General features: G+C 67.3%; 12 protein-coding genes. 6 read left to right on the top strand and 6 right to left on the bottom strand.

Going from position 1 to position 21,743, the window contains the following annotated elements; all coding sequences use genetic code 11:
• The first annotated feature begins 433 nt into the window (after positions 1-433).
• Positions 434-1,477: a LacI family DNA-binding transcriptional regulator gene (locus HOV77_RS06430; RefSeq protein ID WP_290858900.1), complete on the top strand. Its 1,044-nt coding sequence runs from the start codon at positions 434-436 to the stop codon at positions 1,475-1,477.
• Positions 1,478-1,486: 9 nt separating this feature from the next.
• Positions 1,487-2,350: an NAD(P)-dependent oxidoreductase gene (locus HOV77_RS06425; protein ID WP_290858898.1), complete on the top strand. Its 864-nt coding sequence runs from the start codon at positions 1,487-1,489 to the stop codon at positions 2,348-2,350.
• A gap of 27 nt (positions 2,351-2,377) precedes the next feature.
• On the opposite strand, the gene HOV77_RS06420 is transcribed toward HOV77_RS06425, so the two are convergent.
• The 4 genes from HOV77_RS06420 to HOV77_RS06405 are packed head-to-tail and all read right to left on the bottom strand — an operon-like array spanning position 2,378 to position 6,568.
• Complete coding sequence (locus HOV77_RS06420; protein ID WP_290858896.1) at positions 2,378-3,523, bottom strand: mandelate racemase/muconate lactonizing enzyme family protein; 1,146 nt, start codon at positions 3,521-3,523, stop codon at positions 2,378-2,380.
• 1 nt (position 3,524) lies between these two features.
• Positions 3,525-4,352, bottom strand: a complete 828-nt coding sequence (locus tag HOV77_RS06415; protein ID WP_290858894.1) for a carbohydrate ABC transporter permease — start codon at positions 4,350-4,352, stop codon at positions 3,525-3,527.
• Positions 4,352-5,290 (bottom strand): sugar ABC transporter permease, encoded by a 939-nt coding sequence (locus HOV77_RS06410; RefSeq protein ID WP_290858891.1) that lies wholly within the window; start codon positions 5,288-5,290, stop codon positions 4,352-4,354. The genes HOV77_RS06415 and HOV77_RS06410 overlap by 1 nt, the downstream gene beginning before the upstream one ends.
• Positions 5,291-5,299: 9 nt before the next feature.
• Positions 5,300-6,568: an extracellular solute-binding protein gene (locus HOV77_RS06405; RefSeq protein WP_290858889.1), complete on the bottom strand. Its 1,269-nt coding sequence runs from the start codon at positions 6,566-6,568 to the stop codon at positions 5,300-5,302.
• Positions 6,569-6,715: 147 nt separating this feature from the next.
• On the opposite strand from HOV77_RS06405, the gene HOV77_RS06400 reads away from it, so the two are divergent.
• Positions 6,716-7,483: a FadR/GntR family transcriptional regulator gene (locus tag HOV77_RS06400; RefSeq protein WP_290858887.1), complete on the top strand. Its 768-nt coding sequence runs from the start codon at positions 6,716-6,718 to the stop codon at positions 7,481-7,483.
• Between the two features lie 88 nt (positions 7,484-7,571).
• Here HOV77_RS06400 and HOV77_RS06395 read toward each other — a convergent pair whose 3' ends face one another.
• The gene (locus HOV77_RS06395; RefSeq protein ID WP_290858885.1) at positions 7,572-13,079 is read right to left on the bottom strand and encodes a fibronectin type III domain-containing protein; all 5,508 of its coding nucleotides are present in this window, start codon (positions 13,077-13,079) and stop codon (positions 7,572-7,574) included.
• An 85-nt stretch (positions 13,080-13,164) separates the two neighbouring features.
• The gene (locus HOV77_RS06390; protein ID WP_290858883.1) at positions 13,165-14,457 is read right to left on the bottom strand and encodes a hypothetical protein; all 1,293 of its coding nucleotides are present in this window, start codon (positions 14,455-14,457) and stop codon (positions 13,165-13,167) included.
• A gap of 209 nt (positions 14,458-14,666) precedes the next feature.
• Between HOV77_RS06390 and HOV77_RS06385 the strand changes: the two genes are divergently transcribed.
• The 3 genes from HOV77_RS06385 to HOV77_RS06375 all read left to right on the top strand — a co-directional run bounded on the left by HOV77_RS06385 (position 14,667) and on the right by HOV77_RS06375 (position 21,738).
• Positions 14,667-17,054: an RICIN domain-containing protein gene (locus HOV77_RS06385; protein WP_290858881.1), complete on the top strand. Its 2,388-nt coding sequence runs from the start codon at positions 14,667-14,669 to the stop codon at positions 17,052-17,054.
• A gap of 38 nt (positions 17,055-17,092) precedes the next feature.
• Entirely contained in the window at positions 17,093-20,218 is a 3,126-nt protein-coding gene (locus tag HOV77_RS06380) for a ricin-type beta-trefoil lectin domain protein (protein ID WP_290858879.1), read from the top strand.
• A 140-nt stretch (positions 20,219-20,358) separates the two neighbouring features.
• Positions 20,359-21,738, top strand: a complete 1,380-nt coding sequence (locus HOV77_RS06375) for a ricin-type beta-trefoil lectin domain protein (RefSeq protein WP_290858877.1) — start codon at positions 20,359-20,361, stop codon at positions 21,736-21,738.
• Positions 21,739-21,743: the final 5 nt, after the last annotated feature.

Below are 21,743 nucleotides of genomic sequence, written 5' to 3'. Positions count from 1 at the left end.
CCTCGTTTCAGGCAAGAGTTTTCGGAAAAGTTCCGGAAACAAATTTGGAACCGTGGCGGTCCACAAAAGAGCAGGCAGATAGGCATCAGGCCGTGAAGAAAGTCGGGCCTGACGTCGATGGCTACCAGAAATGTGTGCGTTAACGTTCTTCGGAAGTTTCGGCCCCTGGGCATCGGGGTTTCGGAGAATGCAGCCAACCGGCGGTGGCGCTCGCGTTTCAGGACCGTGAGGTTGCCAGACCATTTCGAAACATTCAAGTGGCGACAGGCGATCCGTTCGGCGACGCGACCGAAGCCGACCAGGCCGATCACTGTCGAGAAGCTGGTCAGCAACCGAACCCGAGAGCGGCCGCCCGGAACAGCCGGAACAGAAATTTCGTGAACTGCCTCCCTCAGGCCGGATGCTCAGCGCGTTCGTGCGTACACTCGCTGCCATGTCGGAGAGCCCCGGTCCCCACCGGCGACGGCGCGGTGGCGACCTGCCCGTGACCGCGATCGCCGAACTCGCCGGCGTCTCCGCGCCGACCGTGTCCAAAGTGCTCAACGGCCGGGCCGGCGTCAGCGAGGAGACCCGTCGGCGCGTGGAGGCCCTGCTGCGAGACCACGGCTTCCGCAACTCCGGATCCGCCCCGTCGTCGCGCCACCTCGAGGTCGTGTTCCACGGCATGCTGAGCTCGATCGCCATGGAGATCATGCGTGGCATCGAAGAAGTCGCCACCGCCCACGACATGACCTTCGGCTACCTCGACGTGCACCGGCGAGGCAGAACGGGCTCGCTGTGGGTGGACACATTGCTGATCCGGCAGCCCGCAGCGGTGATCGCGGTCTCCTCCGCCGTCACTCCGGAGCACCGTGAGACCCTGGTGGGCAACGGCATCCCGCTGGTCGCCCTCGACCCCACCAGCGACCTGCACAGCACGCCCTCGATCGGTTCGACGAACTGGAGCGGCGCGCTCAACGCCACCCGGCACCTGCTCGACCTCGGCCATCGGCGCATCGGAGTGCTCGCCGGACCGGTCAAGGACCTCGCCTCCCGTGCTCGCCTCGACGGCTTCCGGGCGGCGATGGACGCAGCGGGCGTACCGCTCGACAAGCAGCTTCTCCGACATGGACTGTTCACCTTCGAGCAGGGACGCGACCTCGCGATCGAACTCCTGCGGCTGCCGGAGCCGCCGACCGCCGTCGTCTGCGGCGACGATCTGCAGGCGCTGGGCGTCTACGAGGCCGCCCGGCTCGCCGGCCGGTGCATACCGGACCAGCTCAGCGTCGTCGGGTTCGACGACGTCGAACAAGCCGCCTGGTGCGCACCGCCGCTGACCACGGTGCGGCAGCCGTTCGCGGCGATGGGCGCCGCCGCCGCGAAGTTCGCCGTCGCCTTGGCCGCCGGGGAGACCCCGAAGCGGACCCGCGTCGAGCTCGCCACGACACTTGTCGTGCGGGGCAGCACTGCACCACCGGCGTCTCAGCCGATTCACTGAGGGAGTTCCATGAGCGACATCGCGGTCATCGGGCTGGGAGCGATGGGCCGGCCCATCGCGCGCAATCTCGTCGCGGCAGGTCACGACGTCTTGGTCTGGAACCGCAGCGCCGCGGCGATGGACGAACTCGCCGCGGCGGGGGCGCAGCGCGCGGCGTCGGTGCCGGAGGCCATGCAAGCGCCGGTCGTGTTCTCCGTGCTCTCCAACGACCAGGCCGTGACCGAGACGTTCCTCGACTCCGGCGTTCTCGCCCACGCGCCGTCCGGAACCGTGCACGTCAACCTCGCCACGGTGAGTCCCGGCCTGGCGCACCGAGCTGCGGCCGCGCACGCCGAACACGAAGTCGGGTACCTCTCGGCACCGGTCTTCGGCCGGGTTCCCGTGGCCGAGGCGGGTGCGCTGAACATCCTCGCGGCGGGCGAGCCGGACCTGATCGACCGGGTGCAGCCCTACTTCGACGTGATCGGCACTCGGACCTGGCGCATGGGCGAACGGCCTGAGCAGGCCAACCTCGTGAAGATTCTCGGCAATTACCTGATCGCCTGCGCGATCCAGTCGCTCGGCGAAGCCGTCAGCCTCGCCGAGGCCGCCGCGATCGACGCCGGAGCGCTCATCGAGCTCCTGTCGGCGACGCTGTTCCCGGGGCCCGTCTACGCAGGTTACGGTTCGGCTATCGCCGAGCGGCGCTACCAGCCCGCCGGATTCACCACCGTCCTCGGCCGCAAGGATCTGCACCTGGCGCTCGACGCCGCCGCCGATCATCGGGTCCCGCTCCCGATCGGCGAGTTGCTGCGCGAGGTTTTCGCCCAGTCGATCGCCGACGGGCGCGGCGACGACGACTGGGCGGCCATCGCTGAACGACAGCCTCGGTGACCAGCTCGAACTCCTCAAGAAGCACCCTCATCCGCTGTCCGCGACGAGCCGCTGCCCAGCCCGCTCCGGCCTGATGTGCGGCCCTTTGCCGGTCGCTTCGGGCCGGTGGGCGAGCGCCGTGATCGCGTCTTCGTCGAGTTCGACGCCGAGGCCTGGCGAGTCCCCGAGGACGAACGCGCCGTCCTCGATGGACATGTCAAGCGACAGGCCCATCGGCGGCTGGAGGTCCTGCAACTCGCTGCCGATGTGATTCGGGATCGAGGTGGCCGCGTGCACCAGTCCGATCGGCGTGGTGCCGATCGGACTGACCGGCAGGTCGTGCGAGTGCGCCAGCGTCGCGACGCGCAGGAAGTGCGTCACGCCCCAGACGGCCGCGGTTTGGACGATGTCCAGCGCGGACGCGGCGAGCAGCGGCCGGAACTGTTCGAGCCCCGTCAGGTTCTCCCCGCTCGCGACCGCGGCACGAACTCCGCGCCCCACCGCGGCCAGTCCGTCGGCGTCCCAGCGGCGTACCGGCTCCTCGACCCACACGAGGTCCACGTGCCGCTCCAGCTCCGCGACGTGCCGCACCGCCTGCTTGCGGTTCCACGACTCGTTCGCGTCGAGCATCAGCCCAGGCCGGGCGCCCCTTCCGGCGGCGGCGAGCACGTCTCGGACCAAGAGCAGCCGATCACGGTCGCGGTCGACGTCCGCGCCACCCTTCAGCTTCGCGGCACGCAAGCCACGTTCGGCATACAACTGGTACGCAGTCAGCAGCTCGTCGTCGGTCAGCCCGAAGTCGAGCCCGGACGCGTACGCCGGAACCCGCCGGTCCCGACCGCCGAGCAGCCGCCACAACGGCTGGCCGGCCGCCTTCGCCTTGATGTCCCACAGTGCGGTGTCGACGGCGCCGATGGTGCCGAACACCGCCCCGGCGTGACCGGCTTTGAAGGTTCGCCGCAGCATGCGGTCGTAGAGCGACGTGACCGCCCTGGGGTCTTCACCGTCGATGGCGCTGAAGACCGCCTCGATGTCGGTGTGCGGGCCGAGGCCCACGCCTGAGATTCCCTCATCGGTGTCGATGACGACGATCGGCACGGTCGTGGTTCCCTTGTCGAACACGCCGTTGACGTCCCCGACGACTCTGCCCCAATCCTGAACGGTGAACATGGTGCGGTATCCGGTGATGCGCATGTCAGCCCTTCGTGGCACCGGCGGTGACGGCGTCGGCGATCTGGCGCTGGAACACCAGATAGACGACCAGGATCGGAACAGCCGCGATGAGCACGCCCGCGGCGAATGTGGGGATGTCGTCGGAGTACTGCCCGCGGAGCGAGGTGATGCCGACCATGAGCGTGCGATGCTGCGCCGACGGCATCAGCAGCAAGGCGATGAGCACGTCGTTCCAGCAGAACAACGCGTCGAGTACGCCCACCGACAGCAAGGCCGGAGCGCCGAGCGGAAGCATGATGCGCCGGTAGACCCCGTAGACGCTGCTGCCGTCGATGCGGGCGGCGTCGACGATGTCGGCGGGAATCCCACTGTAATAGCTGGTCATCAAGTAGATCGTGAACGGGAGGAACTGCGCGACATAGGCGAGGATGAGCCCCGGATAGGTGTCGATCAGCCCCATGCCGGTCATGGTGCGAGCGAGCGGCACCATGATGACCTGGAACGGGATGAACAGCGCGGCCAGACAGGCGAGGAACAACGCCCGCGAGCCACGGAACGGCAGGTGGCTCAAGGCGAACCCGGCCATCGATCCGAGCAGGAGCAGGAGCACGACAGCACAAGTCACCGCGATGAGCGAGTTGACGAAGTACTGCGAGACTCCGGCGTTCGCCCAGGCCTCCGCGAAGTTGTCCCAGTGCGCGGCCGGGGTCGGCGCGAACCTGTCGAGGATGTAGTCGTGCCGGGTCTTGAGCGCGACGTTGGTCGTGAACACGAGCGGATACACGGTTGCGACGGCGAGGGCCGCCATGGGCACAGTCGCCAGCCAGCGGGTGGTTCGAGCCGTCCGCATCAGTCCTCCCTCGTGGCTTTGCGAAGCAGGGCGATCTGCGCCAGGCCGACGACGAGCATCACCAGGAACAGCACCGTCGAGGCGGCCGAAGCGAGGGCGGGCCGGTTCATCTGGCCCTGCTGGATCCAGATGTAGTACTCGGGCAGATACGTGGCGCCGCCCGGTCCGCCGCTGGTCATCACGTAGAGCAGGCCGAACATCGAGGTCAGCATCCCGATCATGGTGGTGACGAAGACGAACTGGATGGTGCGCGACAGCCCGGGAACGATGACGTGCCAGATCACCTGGCGTAGTGCTGCGCCGTCCGTTCGCGCGGCGTCGATCAGCGTGGAGTCGAGAGTGGCGAACCCGGCCAGGAACACCACCAATGCCATGCCGAAGGTGGCCCAGATGTGCACGGCCGCAACGGTGAACATCGCGACGCCCGGATCGCCGAGCCAGTCCACCGGTTCCAGCCCCACGGTCTTCAGCGCCGCGTTCACCGGCCCGTCGTACGCCAGAAGCAAGGTGAAGATGGAGCCCACGATCACCGGCGACAACACCGCCGGGAAGAAGTAGACCGCCCGGTACAACCGTGCCCCAGGTACCCGCAGATAGAGGAAGGTGGCGAGCAGACCGGGGATCGCGACCGCCACCGGCAGCAGCAACACCAGCAACCCGACGTTGCGCAAGGCGATCCGGAACACGGGATCTCGCAGCAGTTCGGCGTAGTTGTCCAGACCGACCGCCAGGCCGTCGCGATCGCCGTCACCGGTGAACGAGAAGTTCACACCGAGCAACAGCGGCCAGAGCCGGAGACCGACGATCACGAGGACGGACGGAGCGACCAGCACATAGGCGGCCAGCCGCTCCGGGCGTACGCGTCGCGCACGGTTGATGGAGGTGGAGCTGCTGGTCCGCCCGCTCTCCGAACGGACCAGCAGCCGTGCGCCTGTCATCGATCGGCCTCAGCTCGATTTGTCGGACGCCGCGAGCTGGCTCATCGCCGCGTCGACCGTGACCGAGCCGGCGAGGAGCTGCTGGGACAACCGCCCCATGAGATCCAGCGTCTTGGCCGAGAGCGCCACGTGCAGCGCGGGCTTGCCGGTCTTGATGGCCGCCACGATCTTGGCCGCGGCGGGTCCGCTGCCCGAGGCGTCGATGGTGGTGTCCGACACGATGGCCCCGGCTCCGGTGTAGAAGGCCTTCAGCGCATCCGTCGAGGTCAACGAGCGTACGAGGTCGGCGGCGAGGGCCGGGTCCTTCGTCCACTTCATGATCCCGTAGCCGATGCCGCCGTCGTACGCGAGGCTGGGCACCGCGCCCTGAGTCACGACCGGCGCGAGGGTTGCCCCGACATTCTCCGGCTTGAGGAACTCGCCGAAGTCCTTCCAGTGCCCGATGTCGGACATCAGGCCGATGACCGTGGCGGCCTTGCCCGACTCGAACAGGGAGAAGGAGTCGTTGAACATCGCCGTCGAGTTGGGACCCTTGTTGTTCAGGCCGGCGTCGTTGGCCTCCTTCCACAGCTGGAAGATCCGCTTGACGTTCGGGGACTGCCAGTCCCGCTTACCGGCGATCCAGTCGTCGTACTCCCCCGGCGTCAGGATGCCCGAGCCCAGCCCCGACATGAAGAACTGGATTCCGTAGCCTTCCTTGTTGCCCAGGCTGAGACAACTCGCGCCGGTCGCCTTCTTGATGGCCCCGCATCCGGCCACGAAATCGGCCCACGTAGCGGCCGGGTGTTCCGGGTCGAGTCCGGCCTTGGCGTACAACGCTTTGTTGTAGTAGATCGGGTGTCCCTGCAGGGTCACCGGTGCCGCGTAGATCTTGCCTTCCTTGCTGAAGGCGTCCCAGCCCGCCAGCCGCGTCTTGTCTTGCGCGACGTACTGGTCGAGCGGCGACAGCGAAGCCGCGCGATCGCGGATCTGCCCACCGCCGTTGAACAGGACGACGTCAGGCCCCTTGCCGGCTTGGACTGCCGCGCCGAGCAAGGTGTAGTACTGGTCGAACGGCTGCGCGACGAACTCCACGGTGACGCCGGGATGCTTCTTGGCGAAGTCCGCCTTCGCTTGTTGCACATAACCACTGGCTGCCTTGTCGCCGGACTTCCAGTCCCAGACCACGAGCTTGCCGCTCGGCTGGCCGGAGGAGGAACCCGTTCCCGACGCGCTGCCACAGCCTGCTACGACCAACAGGGCTGTCAGCAGCGCGGGCCACACTGCTCGCTGACTCATGGCTCTCACTCTCGAAAAGGCCGTGCGTCCCGGCCGGATGGACGGATGTCCAAACGTAAGTCGTATGATGTATGATGTCAACACCGTGGGCGGGTAGACTACCGACGACTTTGGGCACGGCTCGAAGCGCCGGACCGGAGGGACATCATGAGGGCAGCGCGACCGACAGCCAGTACGCCACAGCCGCCGGCCTGGGTGCAACGGCCCGCCAACCTCGCCCATGCGCTGGCCGCCGAACTCGTCGAGCGCATCGTCCAGGGCCGGCACCCGTCCGGCTCTCCCCTGCCACCCGAGCCCGCCCTGTGCGAAACGTTCGGAGTGAGCCGCACCGTCGTCCGCGAAGCGGTGAAGATGCTGCAGGAGAAGGGGCTGGTTCAGGTTCGCCAAGGTGCGGGCACCGTCATCACCCCGCAGACCGGCTGGAACATGCTCGACGAACTGGTCCTGGCGGCGACCATCGCCGTCGACGACACGCTGGCCATCCTCGACGATGTCGTCGTCACCCGGCGCCTGCTGGAGTCGGACATGGCCCACATGGCGGCCAAGCTGGCCGACGCGGACGTGGTCGAGCGGCTGCGCGTACTCGTGGATCAGATGGACGAGCTCGTCAGCGACCCCGTGAAGTACGCCGACTACGATCGCGCCTTCCACGACGTGGTCATGCAGACCTCCGGCAACCGCATCGCCCGTGCCGTCGTGCGGTCGCTGGAGAGCCAGGTCATCAACACCGCCCGGTACACCGGCCGGACCGCACGCGAGCTGTGCGTGGCGTCGAACCAGGGACATCGGCGCATCTACGAACGCATCGCCGCACACGATCCGGCGGGCGCCTCCGACGCGGTCTTCCGGCACATCACCGAGGCGTGGCTGGTCCGCAGAGCCGCATCCGGCGATCCGGTACGCCTCCAGCGCTAGCCGAATCGGGCCGGCGTCGCCCAAAACGGCGCGGGGCGGCTCCCACCCGGGCTGCTCGCCCGGATGGGAGCCATCGTATGACCGGAGATCACTGACACAGCACCTTTCTCACCTCTGGTGAGTACGCGGATGTCTCGATCCAGTTCCCATACCCGTCCGTCCACCTCGTGGTGGCGTGGGTGAGGAAAGCCCTGCATTGGTCGTAGAGCAACTTCAGCTGCGCGGTGCTCGTGCCGGCCCGGTAGTCCCCGACGGTTCCCCAGTTCTCGATGTTCATCTCCCACCAGGTCCACTCGATGAAGTCGATGTCGAGCATTCCCAGGATCCGCACGATCACCTGGACGTTGAACACCACTCCGCGGCAACTCGCGGTGTTGGTGGCGGAGATCAGGTAAGTCTCCCCGCTCAGTTCCCGGAAACTCGGAGTGCTTGCGATCGTCGTGCAACCGCCGGTGTGGGTCGTGGCCCGTGCGGTGTTGGACGGGGCGCTCTCGAACCAGGAGTTGGCCGCGGTGACCCGGAAGTCGTAGGTCGTGTGAATGTTGAGGTAGTTCAGCGTGATCCACGTCGACGGCGTCGGGTACATCGTCCTGAGCCATGGTCCGTTGCGGTCCACATTGCGGTAGTAAACGTAGTACATGACATTCGCTGATGGGCTGCGTTTCCAGCTCAGGCTGACCGAGTTGTACCTCGCAGCCGCCACGAGGTTGGACGGTGGCGCGGGGGTCGGCGGCAGCGGACGTGCCGTGGCGACATTCGAAGGGGCGGAGTCCCCGGACAGGTTGGTCGCCCGCAACCGGAAGTCGTAGGTGACTCCGTTGGTCAGCAACGACACGGTGTTGGTGCAGCAGGTGGTGACGGGAATGCTGATCCGCTGCCACGCGCCGCCGTTGGCCCGGTACTCGATCCAGTAGTACACGTTCGGCGTCGGGCTGGCCGTCCACCGCATCGTCACCCGCCCGTCCCCCGCCTGCGCGGTCAGACCGCTCGGCGGCTGCGGCAACGGCGGCATCGGCCGCGCCGTCGCCACGTTCGAGGGCGTCGAATCGCCGGTGATGTTGGTCGCCCGCAACCGGAAGTCGTAAGTGACTCCATTGGTCAGCAACGACACGGTGTTGGTGCAGCAGGTGGTGACGGGAATACTGATCCGCCGCCACGCGCCGCCGTTGGCCCGGTACTCGATCCAGTAGTACACGTTCGGCGTCGGGCTGGCCGTCCACCGCAACGTCACCCGCCCGTCCCCCGCCTGCGCGGTCAGACCGCTCGGCGGCTGCGGCAACGGCGGCATCGGCCGCGCCGTCGCCACGTTCGACGCCGAACTGTTGCCCGAGGCGTTGGTGGCCCGTATGCGGAACTCATACGTCGTGCCGTTGTCGAGCAGCGACACCGTACTGGTGCAGCAGGTCGTGTTGGGCACGCTGATCCGCCGCCACGCACCGCCGACCGGGCGGTACTCGATGAGGTACCAGACGCTGGGGGTGGGACTTGCGGCCCAGCGCAGTGTGACCTTGCCGTCACCGGCCTGGGCGGTCAGCCCGCTCGGAGCCAGCGGCAGCCCACCGATCGACCTCACCTGGATGATGGCCGAAGCCGGTCCTTCACCGCCCTGATTGGACGCGGTGACTTTGAACTCGTATTCGTGGTCGTGGACGAGTGGGCCGATCGACACCGACGTCTTCTCGGTCGGCAGACCGAGTTTGATGAATCCGGCCTGCCCGGCCGTCACGTCGCGGTAATAGGCCCAGTAGTAGAAGTTTCCCTCGGCGGGCGGATCCCAGTCCAGGTCGACGTAGCCGTCCCCGGCGGCCTGGCCGGTGAGGTTGCGGGGCGCGGCCGGCGGGGCGTACGCGGAGACCGCCTGGACCGGGTCGGACAGCGGACCGGGTCGGCCGTTGGTGGCGCCCACCTTGAACTCGTACCGGCTGTTATGGGTCAGGTAGCTGACCGTGAAGGTGCAACATGTCGTCACCGGCAGCCCGATCTTCGTGAACGATGTCTCGCCCGCCGTCACGTCCCGCTGATAGACGTCGTACCAGTGGGGTCCGTTGGCCGGCTCGTTCCAGGTGAGGACGATCGTGCCGTCCGGCTTCGGCGTCGCGGTCAGCCCGGTCACCTTGCCCGGCAACGGCTTCTGCGGAGTTGCGCGCACGAGGTTGGCCGGCGCCGACTCGCCACCCTGGCCGGTCGTGGTGAGGGTGAACTCGTACTCGTCACCGTTGTCGAGATATCCGATCGACACGGTGCAGCAATCGGCTACCGGCCAGGGCAGCGGGCTGGCCGCAGTCTCGCCTGCGGTCACGTTGCGCCGATACACCCGATACCAGACGTACGGAGTCGGGCTGGCCGTCCACGTCAGGGTCACCATGCCGTCGCCTGCGGCCGCGGTGAGTCCCGTGGGTGGCTGCGGGACCGGATACGTTGAGACGGCCCGCGCGGTGTTCGACGGTGGGCTCTCGCCGCCGCGGTTGGTGGCCGACACCTGGAACTCGTACTCATGCCCGTGCATCAGGTACTGGGCCGTCATCGTGCAGCACTGCACGACCGGAGCCGGCAACTGGGGGAAGGCGCTCTCGCCTGCGGTGACGTCACGCTGGTAGACCTGGTACCAGACGTCGGGCGCGGGGGGATGCCAGTCGAGCTTGATGGTTCCGTCCGGGTTCGCGGTGGCGGTCAGGCCGGTCGGCGGGGCGGGCGGCTGGGTCCGGGCGGCCGCGCCGGCCGGCGTCGAGTCCGGGCCGATGCCGGTGCTGGTGAACGCCGCCACGGTGAACTCGTACGTGTGTCCTTCCTGCAGGTCTTTGGCGATGGCGGTGGTGCCGGAGATCTTCTCGCTGCGCCGGGTGAAGGTGGTCTCGCCCTCGCTCACATCACGTTGCGAGATCAGATACCGGACGTCCGGCTCGGGCACTGCCGTCCAGGCCAGCTTGATCGTGCCGTCGTCGAGCGAAGTGGCCGCCAGCGCGGTGGGCGCATTCGCGGGGCGCTGCTCGACGAACACCGACAGGTTGGGGGCGCCACCGAGATCCGTCAGCCGGTCCCGCGTCGCCGCCAGCCGCAAGGCTTCCTGAATCTCGGCGATCGTGTACGCCGGGTGAGCGTCGAGGATGAGCGCGACGACGCCGGCCACATGCGGTGCCGCCATCGACGTGCCGGTGAGCACCTTCGGCGGGAAGAGCGCGTCCGTGGCGTAGTCCGCCGATGGAATGTCGGTCCCCGGCGCCCAGATGTCGATGCAGGCCCCGTAGTTGCTCGAGGGGTCACGCGACTGGAGTTTGTTCATGTTGCCGACGGTGATGACCTCGTCCGACTGATTGACCTTGTCGGCGTGCGCGGGTGCCACGTCGCATGCGTCGTCGGCTGCCTGCTGCCCGGGGCGGCGGTTGCCGGCCGCGACGACGACCGGAATGCCGCTGGCGGTGGCGTCGCGTACCGCCCGATCCATGCTGGTGCGGCCCGAACCGGCGAACGCCCCGAGGCTCATGTTGATCACTGCCGGCCGCTGAACGGAGGCGATGACCCACCGCCCGCCGCGTTCGACTGAGGACGCGGTGGACTTTACCTTGAACTTGCCGTCCAACGGGTCGACATAGCAGTAGAACACCCGCACCGGATGCAGCTGAACGTCTTTCGCGACGCCCCACTGCGTACCGCCGATGATCCCCGCGACGTGCGTACCGTGGCCCGAGCAGTCCTCGGTGTCCGTCGTGGAGGGAATCCCTGTCGTGTTGATGCCATTGCCGATGCGTCCGCCGAAGTCGGCCTGCGTCGACCTGATCCCCGTGTCGAGCACGTACGCGTGCACCCCGGTGGCGACGTTCGGATAGCGGTATCGGCCGTCCAGCGGCAGCGTCCGTTGATCGATGTGATCCAGACCCCACGGCGCGCCCTGCTGTTCGCCTCCCGCGCTGGCGGCCAGTTCGATCTCGCGGTCCTGTTCGACGTCCTCGACGTCCGGATACCCGGCGAGGTCGATCGCCTGCCGCTCGGTCAAGGTCGCGCTGAACACCAGGGACCGGTCGGGGAAGAAATCGCTCACCGTGCCCCCGGTCTGCGCCACCAGCTCACGAGCCACGGCCTCCACCCCACGCCCGCGTGCTGCGGCGCTGGTCTTGAGCCCGACGATGTAGCGGCCCGGCAGCGATTCGGGCAGGTTCGCCAGCCGGATCGCAGTGGCGTCGCGTTGCGCTTGTGGCACGACCGCGACTGTGACCGAGAACGGTCCCTCACCGACCGAGTTCGCGGCGGTGACCGTGAATTCGTATCGGTGGCCGCTGATCAGCCCAGTGACGTCAGCCGACGGCTGCGTCACCGGCTGCGGCTGGCGAGCCGCGTGCGTCTGACCGTTGGTCACGTCGCGCCGGTGGACGAAATACTTGGTGGCCCCGTTTACCGCGGGCCACGTGAGGTGGACGACGCCAGCGGCGTCGGAGGTGGCGGTCAGCCCAAGGGGTGCCGCCGGCAATGCGGAGGGATCCGGCTGGGGCCGGGGCCAATCCAGTTCGACGAACCGCGGCCGGTAGAGGCGGGCGTCCGCGTAATTGTCGGCGCTGTCGAGACTGTTGACGTCGTACGACATCAGCAGCTTTCCCGAACGGGCCAGGTCGGGATGCAGCCGTGCGGTGTACACGATCTTCTGCGTACCGGCCTGCTGTTCCGGCGCGGTCAGCAGCTGTACCGGCCCAGCGAACGAGCCGGTCGGCGAGGTCGCCGTGTATGCCACGAACTGCGGGTCGAACACCGCGTTGGTCTCCTGCGTCACCAGCACGTACTGGCTGCCGACCTTCTGCACCGCGAAGGAGTTGCCGACGCCGCTCATCACACGTTTGGCCTCGGCTTCGGACCCGGACCACCCAGTCCCCGTCCAGTACTGCCAGGCTGCGCCCAAGCTGCCGACCGGAGCACGGGCGATGTGCGCGAACTTCATTCCGGCCAGCCCGGAAGACGTGCCGTAGATGTAGGTGTACGAGCCGTCGCCGAGCAGCGCCGAACCCCACTGGATCGACCGGCCCACCGGCAGATCGATCAGCGCGGTCTGGGTGAGGCCGGGCAGCGCGAAGGTGGCCAGCGACGTGCCCATCAGCTCGACATCGAGGCTGCCGGCGCCGAACCGGCGGAAGCGGTTGTACAGCACCTTCAACGCACCGGACTCCACGACCGCGTCGGCGACCCAGGCGAACTCGCCTTCCGACGCGGGTTTCACCAGCGCCTCCGGAAAGGCGGCCGACCCACCGTGCAGTGTCTCGGTCAGCGTGGTGCCGTCCTGAATCACCATGCTGTTGTTCACCATCGGCGCGTTGTCCGGCCGGGTGCTGTCGGCGTTCACCGTGCCGAGGAACGTGTCCGAGAACAGCCACACCACGCGACCGTCGGGCAACAGCACCGACACCGTGCTGTCCCCGCCGGTCCAATGCCCGCCCGCGTTCCCGTATTCGGTGAACATGGAGCTCACCTGAGCGGCCGTCATCCCCCCGGCGGGAACGCCGGCCGCGGCCGGCCCCGCTGCGCCGGCGATCACCACGACCGAAGTCGTCGACGCCGACAGAAAGGTGCAGACCGCGGCCGCCAAGCGGCGCAGCCTCCGATTCAGTCTCCTCATTGCCGAAGCATGGAGATCGGCTGCTTCAGATCAGCTTCACCGGAGCTTCACGGTCACCGGCCAGGCCACGCGCGGGAGGCCGGGGTCAGCTGACGTTCTTCTTGAGCCACGCCGTGAGGTCGGCGCGTACGCCTTCGCCGAACCGGAAGCCGTGGAAACCGCCGATGGAAGTGCCCGCAAGCGCGGCGGGCAGCGTGGCGGGCAGCCGGTTGAGCATGTGCTCGAGACCTGGGTAGACCGAGACCGCGACAGCCAGATTGGCGGCGCTGATCCTCGCGACGGAATCAGCCACGGGCACGGAGGTGTCGAACTCGCCGTACTGGAGATAGATCGGGCAGCGCAGCTGCGCGTAGTCGGCGGCGGGGTCATGATTGAGTTCCGGATCGCCGGGTCCAGTGAGGAATCCGATGAGTTCACCGGCGTCATACGACGGCGGCAGCGGAGAGAGCATCGGGTTGTTACGCACGTACTCCGGCGCGACGTAGCGGTCGAGGTCGGGCAGCCGGGTCACGGCAGCCAGCGCCGCGGACAGCTGCGCGGTCTGCTCGGGCGTGGCGGATCCAGCGCCGGCGATCGCGAAGACGAGGCGCCAAGCGGTGCCGACCACCTCCGCGGACTCTGCGCTGACGCCCGCATCTCGCAGCAGTTTGATGCGTCGGTGCGTTTCCGAACCCGCCATGGAGACGCCCGGTGCGCCGATCCCGGCGATGAACGCGACCTCCCGCCGCGCGGCGACGATCGGCACCGACCACATGCCGTTGCTGAACCCCGCAAGGCCGACTCGGGCCGCGTCCACCAGGGGCGATGCGGCGAGTTGATCGATGGCAGCCTCGACGCCGTCGGCCCAGCTGAAGATCGTGCCCTCGGGAGCCTTGTCGTAGACGTAGACGCCGATCCCGGCGTCGAGGAACGGCTGGGCGAACAGGCGGTTGAAGTCACGGCTGACGATGGCCGCACCGTGCACCTGGATAGCGACGGCGTGCGGACCGGGCCCGGTGGGCAGGATCAGAGTGCCAGTGCCGAAGTCGTGCTCGACGTAGGCGCTCGATCGGACAACCTTCGAAAGGTCCAGGACGCTGCCGTCCTCGCCCATCAGCGTTCCGTCCGCAACCGGGTAGAGCCGGGTGACGGCGTCGCCGTCGCAGCACATCAGCATGGGCTCGCCGAAGAACGGCTCCGGATACTGCGTGACCAGGACCGTGCGGTCGCCGACGGCATACCAGCCGACGTGGCGCCGGAAGTCGGTGGGCGGCGGCTCGATCGGCGTCAACGGAGCCCGGAAGACCTCGTCGCGAGGAAGGTCGACGACGAGCTCCCCGTCCACCCGGCGTACGACGACGGCACCGCCTGGTGTGTGCGCGATCCACGATTCAGCCATGGCTGGACTGTAGTGCCCGATCTTCCGGACGTGGGGGCGTCACACCGGCGGCTCCGGCCGCATCGACATCTACAAACTTACCTTTTTATGTCCTCCGATTGACAGCATACGTCATACGACTTATGTTTTCGGGCATCGACGTGCCCGGGGTTCTGCCCGGCTCCTCGGGCGCGTCGCTGGACGCACGCCCATGCGATCGAGGAGCTCCCATGTCCCATCCCGTACGCTCCATAGGCAGAATCCTCGCCCTCTCGGTGGCCGCCGCGGCCGGAGTCATCGCCGCAGTCGCCGGCGCAAGCCCGGCATCCGCCGCCGTCACGACCCTCTATGCCGCACCGACCGGCACGGGAACCGCTTGTTCCGCAACACAACCGTGCTCGCTGACCGCCGCCCAGACGGCGGTCCGCTCGATCAGCGGCGCCATGACCGACGACATCGTGGTCCAGCTGGCCGACGGCACCTATCGGCTGTCGGCGCCGCTGCGGTTCACCGCCGCCGACTCGGGAACCAACGGCCACACCGTGCGATGGCAGGCAGCCGCCTCCGCTCGACCGGTGATCACCGGCGCTCGTTCCGTCACCGGATGGACGCTGGCCGACTCCGGCCGCAACATCTGGCGCGCCAACGTCGGCACCGGGATCGACAGCCGCCACCTCTACGTGAACGGGTCAGCTGCGGTCCGGGCGCGTACGACGCTCAACCGCTCGGACTTCACGGCTAACGGCAGCGGCCTGTCCTTCAGCAACGGCGCGCTGACCTACTTGAACAGCCTGGCCAACAAGACCCGGGTCGAACTGGAGAGCATCGGATCGTTCACCGACCGGTACGTGCCCGTGCAGAACATCGCCGGGAACTTCATCACCATGCAGCAACCGGCGTGGAACAACAACAACTTCGGCTATGACACCTTCTGGAGCCCATTCCGGGCCGGCCCGCTGTACATCGAGAACGCGTACGAGTTCCTGGACGCGGCCGGTGAGTGGTACCTCGACACCGGCTCCGGCACGCTCTACTACATCCCGCGATCCGGCGAGAGCATGAGCAGCGCGAGCGTCGAGCTGCCCGGGCTCGATTCGCTGGTCCAGGTGGCCGGCACGTATGACGCTCCGGCCCATCACCTCGCCTTCTCGGGCATCACCTTCACCGGCACGAGCTGGCTGGGGGCCAGTAGCAACCAGGGGTACGCCGACCAGCAGACCGGCTCCTACATCGCCGGGAACTGGTCTTGGCCGGGCTTCGGATCCTGCACCTCGGGTTGTACGCAGTTCGAGGCCACCCGGCCGGCCTGGCGGCAGATGCCGGCAGCCGTGCAGGTGTCCGCGGCGAACAACGTCACCTTCAGCCAGGACCAGTTCGTCAACCTGGGGCAGACCGCCCTCGGCATCGGCAACGACCCGAATGCCCATGCCAGTGGTGTCGGTCTCGGAGCGGCTTCGATCACGGTCACCCGGTCGACGTTCGCCGGTGGCGCGGCTGGTGGCGTCGTCGCAGGCGGTGTCCAGGCCAACGCGCATCACCCCAGCGACTCGCGCATGACCAATCGTGACCTCACCTTCAGCAACAACGTCGTCCACGACATGGGGCTGGACTACCGCGGGATCTCCTCGTTCCTGCCCACCTACGTCACCAACGCCACCATCACGCACAACGAGATCTACAACATGCCCTACTCCGGGCTGACCGTCGGCTACGGGTGGGGCGCCAACGACGCGGGCGGCAGCAACGACTACGCCAACCGCGGCCTGTACAACTACCAGCCCCGCTACACCACGGCCACCACAGCGTCGAACTACCAGGTGACCGGAAACTACATTCACGACATCATGCAGTCGATGAACGACGGCGGTTGCATCTACACGTTGTCGGCGAATCCGAACGGCGTGATCCGCGACAACTATTGCCTGCGTCTGCACGGCTACTTCGGGGTGTACTTCGACGAGGGCTCGCGCTACTTCACGGCCACCTCCAACGTCTTCTCCACCAACGTCGGCTACCACTGGGCGACCATGAACTACTGCTGCAACAGCAACACCGGCACGGTCACGCTGACCAACAACTGGTACGACGGCGGTAGCACCAACTTGACCGACCCCGGGCACAGCAACACCGTCTCCGGCAACGTCCAGGTCAGCAACGGCGCCTGGCCCGCCGGCGCCCAGTCGGTCATGGCGTCGGCCGGTGTCCAGCCCGACGGCGGCAACAGCCAGCAGAACGTGACGATCGTCGGCACTGCGTCTTCCCGGTGCGTCGACGTGCCGAGTTCCAGCACCACCAACGGCACGCAGGTGCAGCTGTGGGACTGCCACGGGAACACCAACCAGCGCTGGACGTACACGTCGAGCCGCCAATTGACGGTGTACGGCAACAAGTGTCTGGACGCCAGCGGTCAAGGGACCTCGAACGGCACCGCAGCGATCATCTGGGATTGCAACGGTCAGCCGAACCAGCAGTGGAACGTCAACGCCAACGGCACGATCACCGGCGTGCAGTCCGGGCTCTGCCTGGACGCGGCCGGAACCGCGACCGCGAACGGCACGAAGATCCAGCTGTGGTCCTGCACCGGCGGCACCAACCAGAAGTGGACCCTGCGCAGCTGAGCAAACCTGCCCGTCCGATCACCTCATCGGGAGTCACCATGCGAAGGCTCGCCGCTGCGCTGACAGCGCTGTGCGTCGCCGTGGTGGGTTTGGCCGCATTGCCGCGACCGGCCGCCGCCGCGCCCTACGTAGCCCAGAACTCGAACCGTTCCGTGCTCAACTTCAACACTCAATGGCTGTTCGCCGGCGACGTGCCCAACGGAGCCGGACAGGCGACGAACCTCGACGAGAGCGTCTTCGTCCCGGTCAGCCTGCCTTACTTCCGGACTCACCCCCACAAAGGTTTCCCCAAGGGCGACTTCGAAGTGCCGGCCTCCTGGTACCGCCGACACTTCACCCTGCCCAGTCAGTACGCGGGCCGCCGGATCGCCGTCGAGTTCCAGGGCGTCGCCAAGGTCGCCGAGGTCTACGTCAACGGCACCCTCATCGGCCAGCACAAAGGCGCGTACACCTCGTTCACCTACGACATCACGCAGTACGTCACCGTCGGCGGCGCGGACAACGTCATCGCCGTGAAGGTCGATTCCATGACGCGTAACGACATCCCACCCGAGGGTGGTTCCATCGATTACTACGTCTGGGGCGGGATCGTCCGCGACGTCAACATGATCATCACCGATCCGGTGCACGTCGACTGGGTCTTCGCCACAACGCCGACCCTCAACACCGTCAACGCGCGGACTCGCGTACGCAATGACAGCTCGGCCGCCAAGTCGGTCACCGTGGTGACGCAGGTCGTCGACGCCGCCAACAACGTCGTCGCGACCGGCACCGGCACTCAGACCATCGCCGGGCAGTCGGCCGCGGAGTTCTCCTACAACACCAGCAGCATCAGCAACCCGAACACCTGGCATCCGGATCACCCGTACCTGTACACGATCTACACGCAGGTACGCGACGGGACGGCGTACGTCGACGAGCACAAGACCCGGCTGGGCATCCGCACCATCCAGTTCAGTCGCAGCGACGGCAAGTTCTACCTCAACGGGCAGCCGCTGAAGCTGCGTGGCCTCGATCGGCACGAGTCCTACCCCTACATCGGCCGGGCCGCTCCTAACCGGCTGCAGGTCAAAGACGCCGACATCCTGAAGAACGAGCTCGGCGTCAACATCGTGCGTACGTCGCATTATCCGCAGGATCCGGAGTTCCTCGACCGGGCGGACGAGATCGGTCTGCTCGTCATGGAGGAGATCCCGGGCTGGCAGTACATCGGCAACACCGCCTGGCAAGACCTCGCGGTGGAGAACGTACGCGAGATGATCACCCGCGATCGTCACCACGCGTCCATCGTGCTGTGGGGCGTACGCATCAACGAATCCGGCGACAACCACGGGTTCTACACGCGTACGAACGATCTGGCCCACCAGCTCGACCCGTCACGGCCGACCGGCGGCGTACGCAACTTCAAGGGCAGCGAGTTCCTCGAAGACGTCTACACCTACAACGACTTCTCCGGCACCGCCAGCGATCCGACGGTCCTGCCCTGGCTGATCACCGAATCGGTCGGCCACACTGCCCCCGTCCGGTCCTGGGATTCGGAGTCGGCGCTGTTGGGGACCATGCGCGTACACCTGAACGTGCAGAACACCGCCGCCAGCAAGTCGAACATCTCGGGCGCGATGGGCTGGGCGGCGTTCGACTACAACACCACGTTCGCCACGCCACCGTCCTGCGTCGACTACACGTGCTACCACGGCGTCTCGGACATCTTCCGGATTCCGAAGCTCGACGCTGCGGCCTTCGCCTCCCAGCGCGATCCGGCGCTGTACGGGGCGTACGTCTCGATCCTCAGCTACTGGCAGCCGGGCGTCTCCAGCAGCACCATCCAGGTGGCGGGCAACTGCCAGCAGGTGGAGCTGTTCGCCAACGGAGTGTCTCGCGGGCGGATCAACCCGAACGCTTACACAAGCCTGCCGCATCCGCTGTTCCAGTTCACCGGCCTGACAGTGGCTGCCGGGCAACTGCGGGCAGACTGCTGGATCGGCGGCCAGATCGCGGCGACCGACACGCGGTACACCCCGGGCGCGGCGACCCACCTGGCGCTGGTGGCCGACGACTCGGCGATCAAGGCCGACGGCTCAGACATGACCCGGGTGGTCGTCCGGGCCCTGGACAGCAACAACCAGGTCGTCCCGACGAACAGTTCCCCGGTCACGTTCGCGCTCACCGGTCCCGGTGCGGTCGTGGGCGAGAGCCCGTTGACCTTGGAGGCCGGCACCGGAGCGGTCTACCTCAAGAGCACCCTGGGGCAGACCGGCGCGCTCACGCTCACCGCCTCGTCGCCCGGCCTGACCTCGGCGAACGCGAATGTGAACGTCAACGCGTTCACCGACGCGGTGGTCCCGGGCGGGAGCGCCTACACGTTCGGCTTCCCGACCGACGTCAACGACCGGCAACGCTTCGCGTACGCCGGAACCTGGCAGGCGGGCACCGACAACCAGGCGTTCAGCAAGGACAACACCTGGAGCTCGACCGCAGGCGACACGGCGACGCTGAGCTTCACCGGCAACCGGGTCGTCCTGTACGGCATCCAAGATCCTACGCACGGCTCAGCAGCCGTCTCCGTCGACGGTGGACCGGAGCAGACGATCGGCTTCCGGGCTTCGGCGCGCCGGACCAACGTGGCGCTCTACACCAGCGGCACTCTCACGCCGGGTACGCACACCCTCCGGGTACGCGTCGTCGGCGACGGAGCGGTCGCACTCGACCGCGCCATGGTCGTGTCCGCCGCCCCGGCGCTGGTGACGCCACCGCCGCCGGGCAGTGACGGCAGCCGGCAGGGAACCCTCGTCGGCACGCAGTCCAGCCGCTGCGTCGACGTGCCCAGTGCGAGCACGACCAACGGTACGCAGATTCAGCTCTGGGACTGCAACGGTGGTTCGAACCAGCGGTGGTCGTACTCGTCGAGCCGACAGTTGATGGTGTACGGCAACAAGTGTCTGGATGCGTCTGGTCAGGGCACGTCCAATGGCACTGCGGCGATCATCTGGGACTGCAACGGACAGCCGAACCAGCAGTGGAATCTGAACGCCAACGGCACGATCACCGGAGTGCAGTCCGGGTTGTGCCTGGACGCGGCCGGAACCGCTACGGCCAACGGCACCAAGATCCAGCTCTGGGCCTGCACCGGCGGCACCAACCAGCAATGGACCCTGCGTAGCTGATCCCCCGAGTCGCTGACCGTCGTGACAGGACGGTCAGCGACTCCTCATAGCGCCCCGGACAACGGGGTGAAATCGGCCGGGCTCCGGGCCCCCGGCTTCGGCACAACCGTCTCCACGGACGCCACGAAAGGAATCCGACCATGACCGACTCCGCCCAAGAGCGGCGGCCCCGCGCCCGGTGGCTCGCCGCGCTGATAGCGCTCGTCGCCGCAGTGGCCGCCACGGCCTTCGCCGCCACGATCACTCACACGGCACTGGCGGCCGACGCGTCGCTCGCCGCCGCCAGTAGCGGCTGTGGCAAGACGCCCACGCTGACGAGCGGCACCCGCACCATTTCCAGCGGTGGCAAGAACCGCAGCTTCATCCTCAAGATCCCCGACGGCTACGACAACACCTCCCCGCACCGCCTGGCCTTCGGCTTCCACTGGCTCGGCGGCACGATGGATCAGGTGGCCGGCGGCGGAACCGACGGGTACGCGTGGGCCTATTACGGCATGCTGTCGCAGGACACCAACCACACGACGATCTTCGTTGCGCCGCAAGGCCTCAACAACGGTTGGGGCAACAGCAACGGCGAGGACGTCACCTTCACCGACGACATGATCCGGCTCATCGAGAACGACTTGTGCGTCGACACCACGCAGTTGTTCTCCGTCGGCTTCAGCTACGGCGGAGCCATGAGCTACGCCCTGGCGTGTGCTCGCGCCACGGTGTTCCGGGCGGTCGCGGCCATCGCCGCTCCCGGAGCCATCAGCGGGTGCAGCGGTGGTACGCAGCCGATCGCGTACATGGGCATTCACGGTGTCAGTGACAACATCCAGAACGGGCGCGCTCTGCGTGACACGTTCGTCCGGAACAACGGCTGCACGGCGCAGAACGCACCGGAGCCGGCGGCCGGAAGCCTGACCCACATCATCACGACGTACTCCGGATGCCGAGCCGGGTACCCGGTGGTCTGGGCCGCCTTCGACGGCGGCCACCAGCAGGGCCCGGTCGACGGATGCTCGGGCTGCGAAAGCGGCGCCCGCAGCTGGGTCAAGCCCGAAGTGTGGAAGTTCTTCACCCAGTTCGGTAGTGGCACCGGGAGTCCGTCGCCGTCGCCGTCGGTGACGTCGTCGGGTGGCAGCCGGCAGAACGTGATGGTCGTGGGTGGGGCGTCGGGCCGGTGTGTCGATGTGCCGGGTTCTTCGACTGCCAACGGTACGCAGGTGCAGTTGTGGGATTGCCACGGCAACACCAACCAGCGGTGGACCTACACGGCGAGCCGTCAGTTGACGGTGTACGGCAACAAGTGTCTGGATGCGTCCGGTCAGGGCACGTCCAATGGGACTGCGGCGATCATCTGGGATTGCAACGGTCAGGCGAATCAGCAGTGGAATCTGAACGCCAACGGCACGATCACCGGTGTTCAGTCGGGGTTGTGCCTGGACGCGGCGGGGACCGCTACGGCCAACGGCACCAAGATCCAGCTCTGGTCCTGCACCGGTGGCACCAACCAGCAATGGAGCACTCGTAGCTGACCGAT

The sequence above is a fragment of the Hamadaea sp. genome (genome assembly GCF_013362815.1).
In the GTDB taxonomy this organism is placed as follows: domain Bacteria; phylum Actinomycetota; class Actinomycetes; order Mycobacteriales; family Micromonosporaceae; genus Hamadaea.
The sequence above is the reverse complement of the archived record's forward strand: the minus strand, read 5'-3'. Positions and strand labels throughout refer to the sequence as shown.

What these genes read in the sequence shown, in the direction of transcription:
- HOV77_RS06430 (WP_290858900.1), top strand. Translation starts at nt 434, where the DNA reads ATGTCGGAGAGCCCCGGTCCCCACCGGCGACGGCGCGGTGGCGACCTG.
- HOV77_RS06425 (WP_290858898.1), top strand. Translation starts at nt 1,487, where the DNA reads ATGAGCGACATCGCGGTCATCGGGCTGGGAGCGATGGGCCGGCCCATC.
- HOV77_RS06420 (WP_290858896.1), bottom strand. Translation starts at nt 3,523, where the DNA reads ATGCGCATCACCGGATACCGCACCATGTTCACCGTTCAGGATTGGGGC.
- HOV77_RS06415 (WP_290858894.1), bottom strand. Translation starts at nt 4,352, where the DNA reads ATGCGGACGGCTCGAACCACCCGCTGGCTGGCGACTGTGCCCATGGCG.
- HOV77_RS06410 (WP_290858891.1), bottom strand. Translation starts at nt 5,290, where the DNA reads ATGACAGGCGCACGGCTGCTGGTCCGTTCGGAGAGCGGGCGGACCAGC.
- HOV77_RS06405 (WP_290858889.1), bottom strand. Translation starts at nt 6,568, where the DNA reads ATGAGTCAGCGAGCAGTGTGGCCCGCGCTGCTGACAGCCCTGTTGGTC.
- HOV77_RS06400 (WP_290858887.1), top strand. Translation starts at nt 6,716, where the DNA reads ATGAGGGCAGCGCGACCGACAGCCAGTACGCCACAGCCGCCGGCCTGG.
- HOV77_RS06395 (WP_290858885.1), bottom strand. Translation starts at nt 13,079, where the DNA reads ATGAGGAGACTGAATCGGAGGCTGCGCCGCTTGGCGGCCGCGGTCTGC.
- HOV77_RS06390 (WP_290858883.1), bottom strand. Translation starts at nt 14,457, where the DNA reads ATGGCTGAATCGTGGATCGCGCACACACCAGGCGGTGCCGTCGTCGTA.
- HOV77_RS06385 (WP_290858881.1), top strand. Translation starts at nt 14,667, where the DNA reads ATGTCCCATCCCGTACGCTCCATAGGCAGAATCCTCGCCCTCTCGGTG.
- HOV77_RS06380 (WP_290858879.1), top strand. Translation starts at nt 17,093, where the DNA reads ATGCGAAGGCTCGCCGCTGCGCTGACAGCGCTGTGCGTCGCCGTGGTG.
- HOV77_RS06375 (WP_290858877.1), top strand. Translation starts at nt 20,359, where the DNA reads ATGACCGACTCCGCCCAAGAGCGGCGGCCCCGCGCCCGGTGGCTCGCC.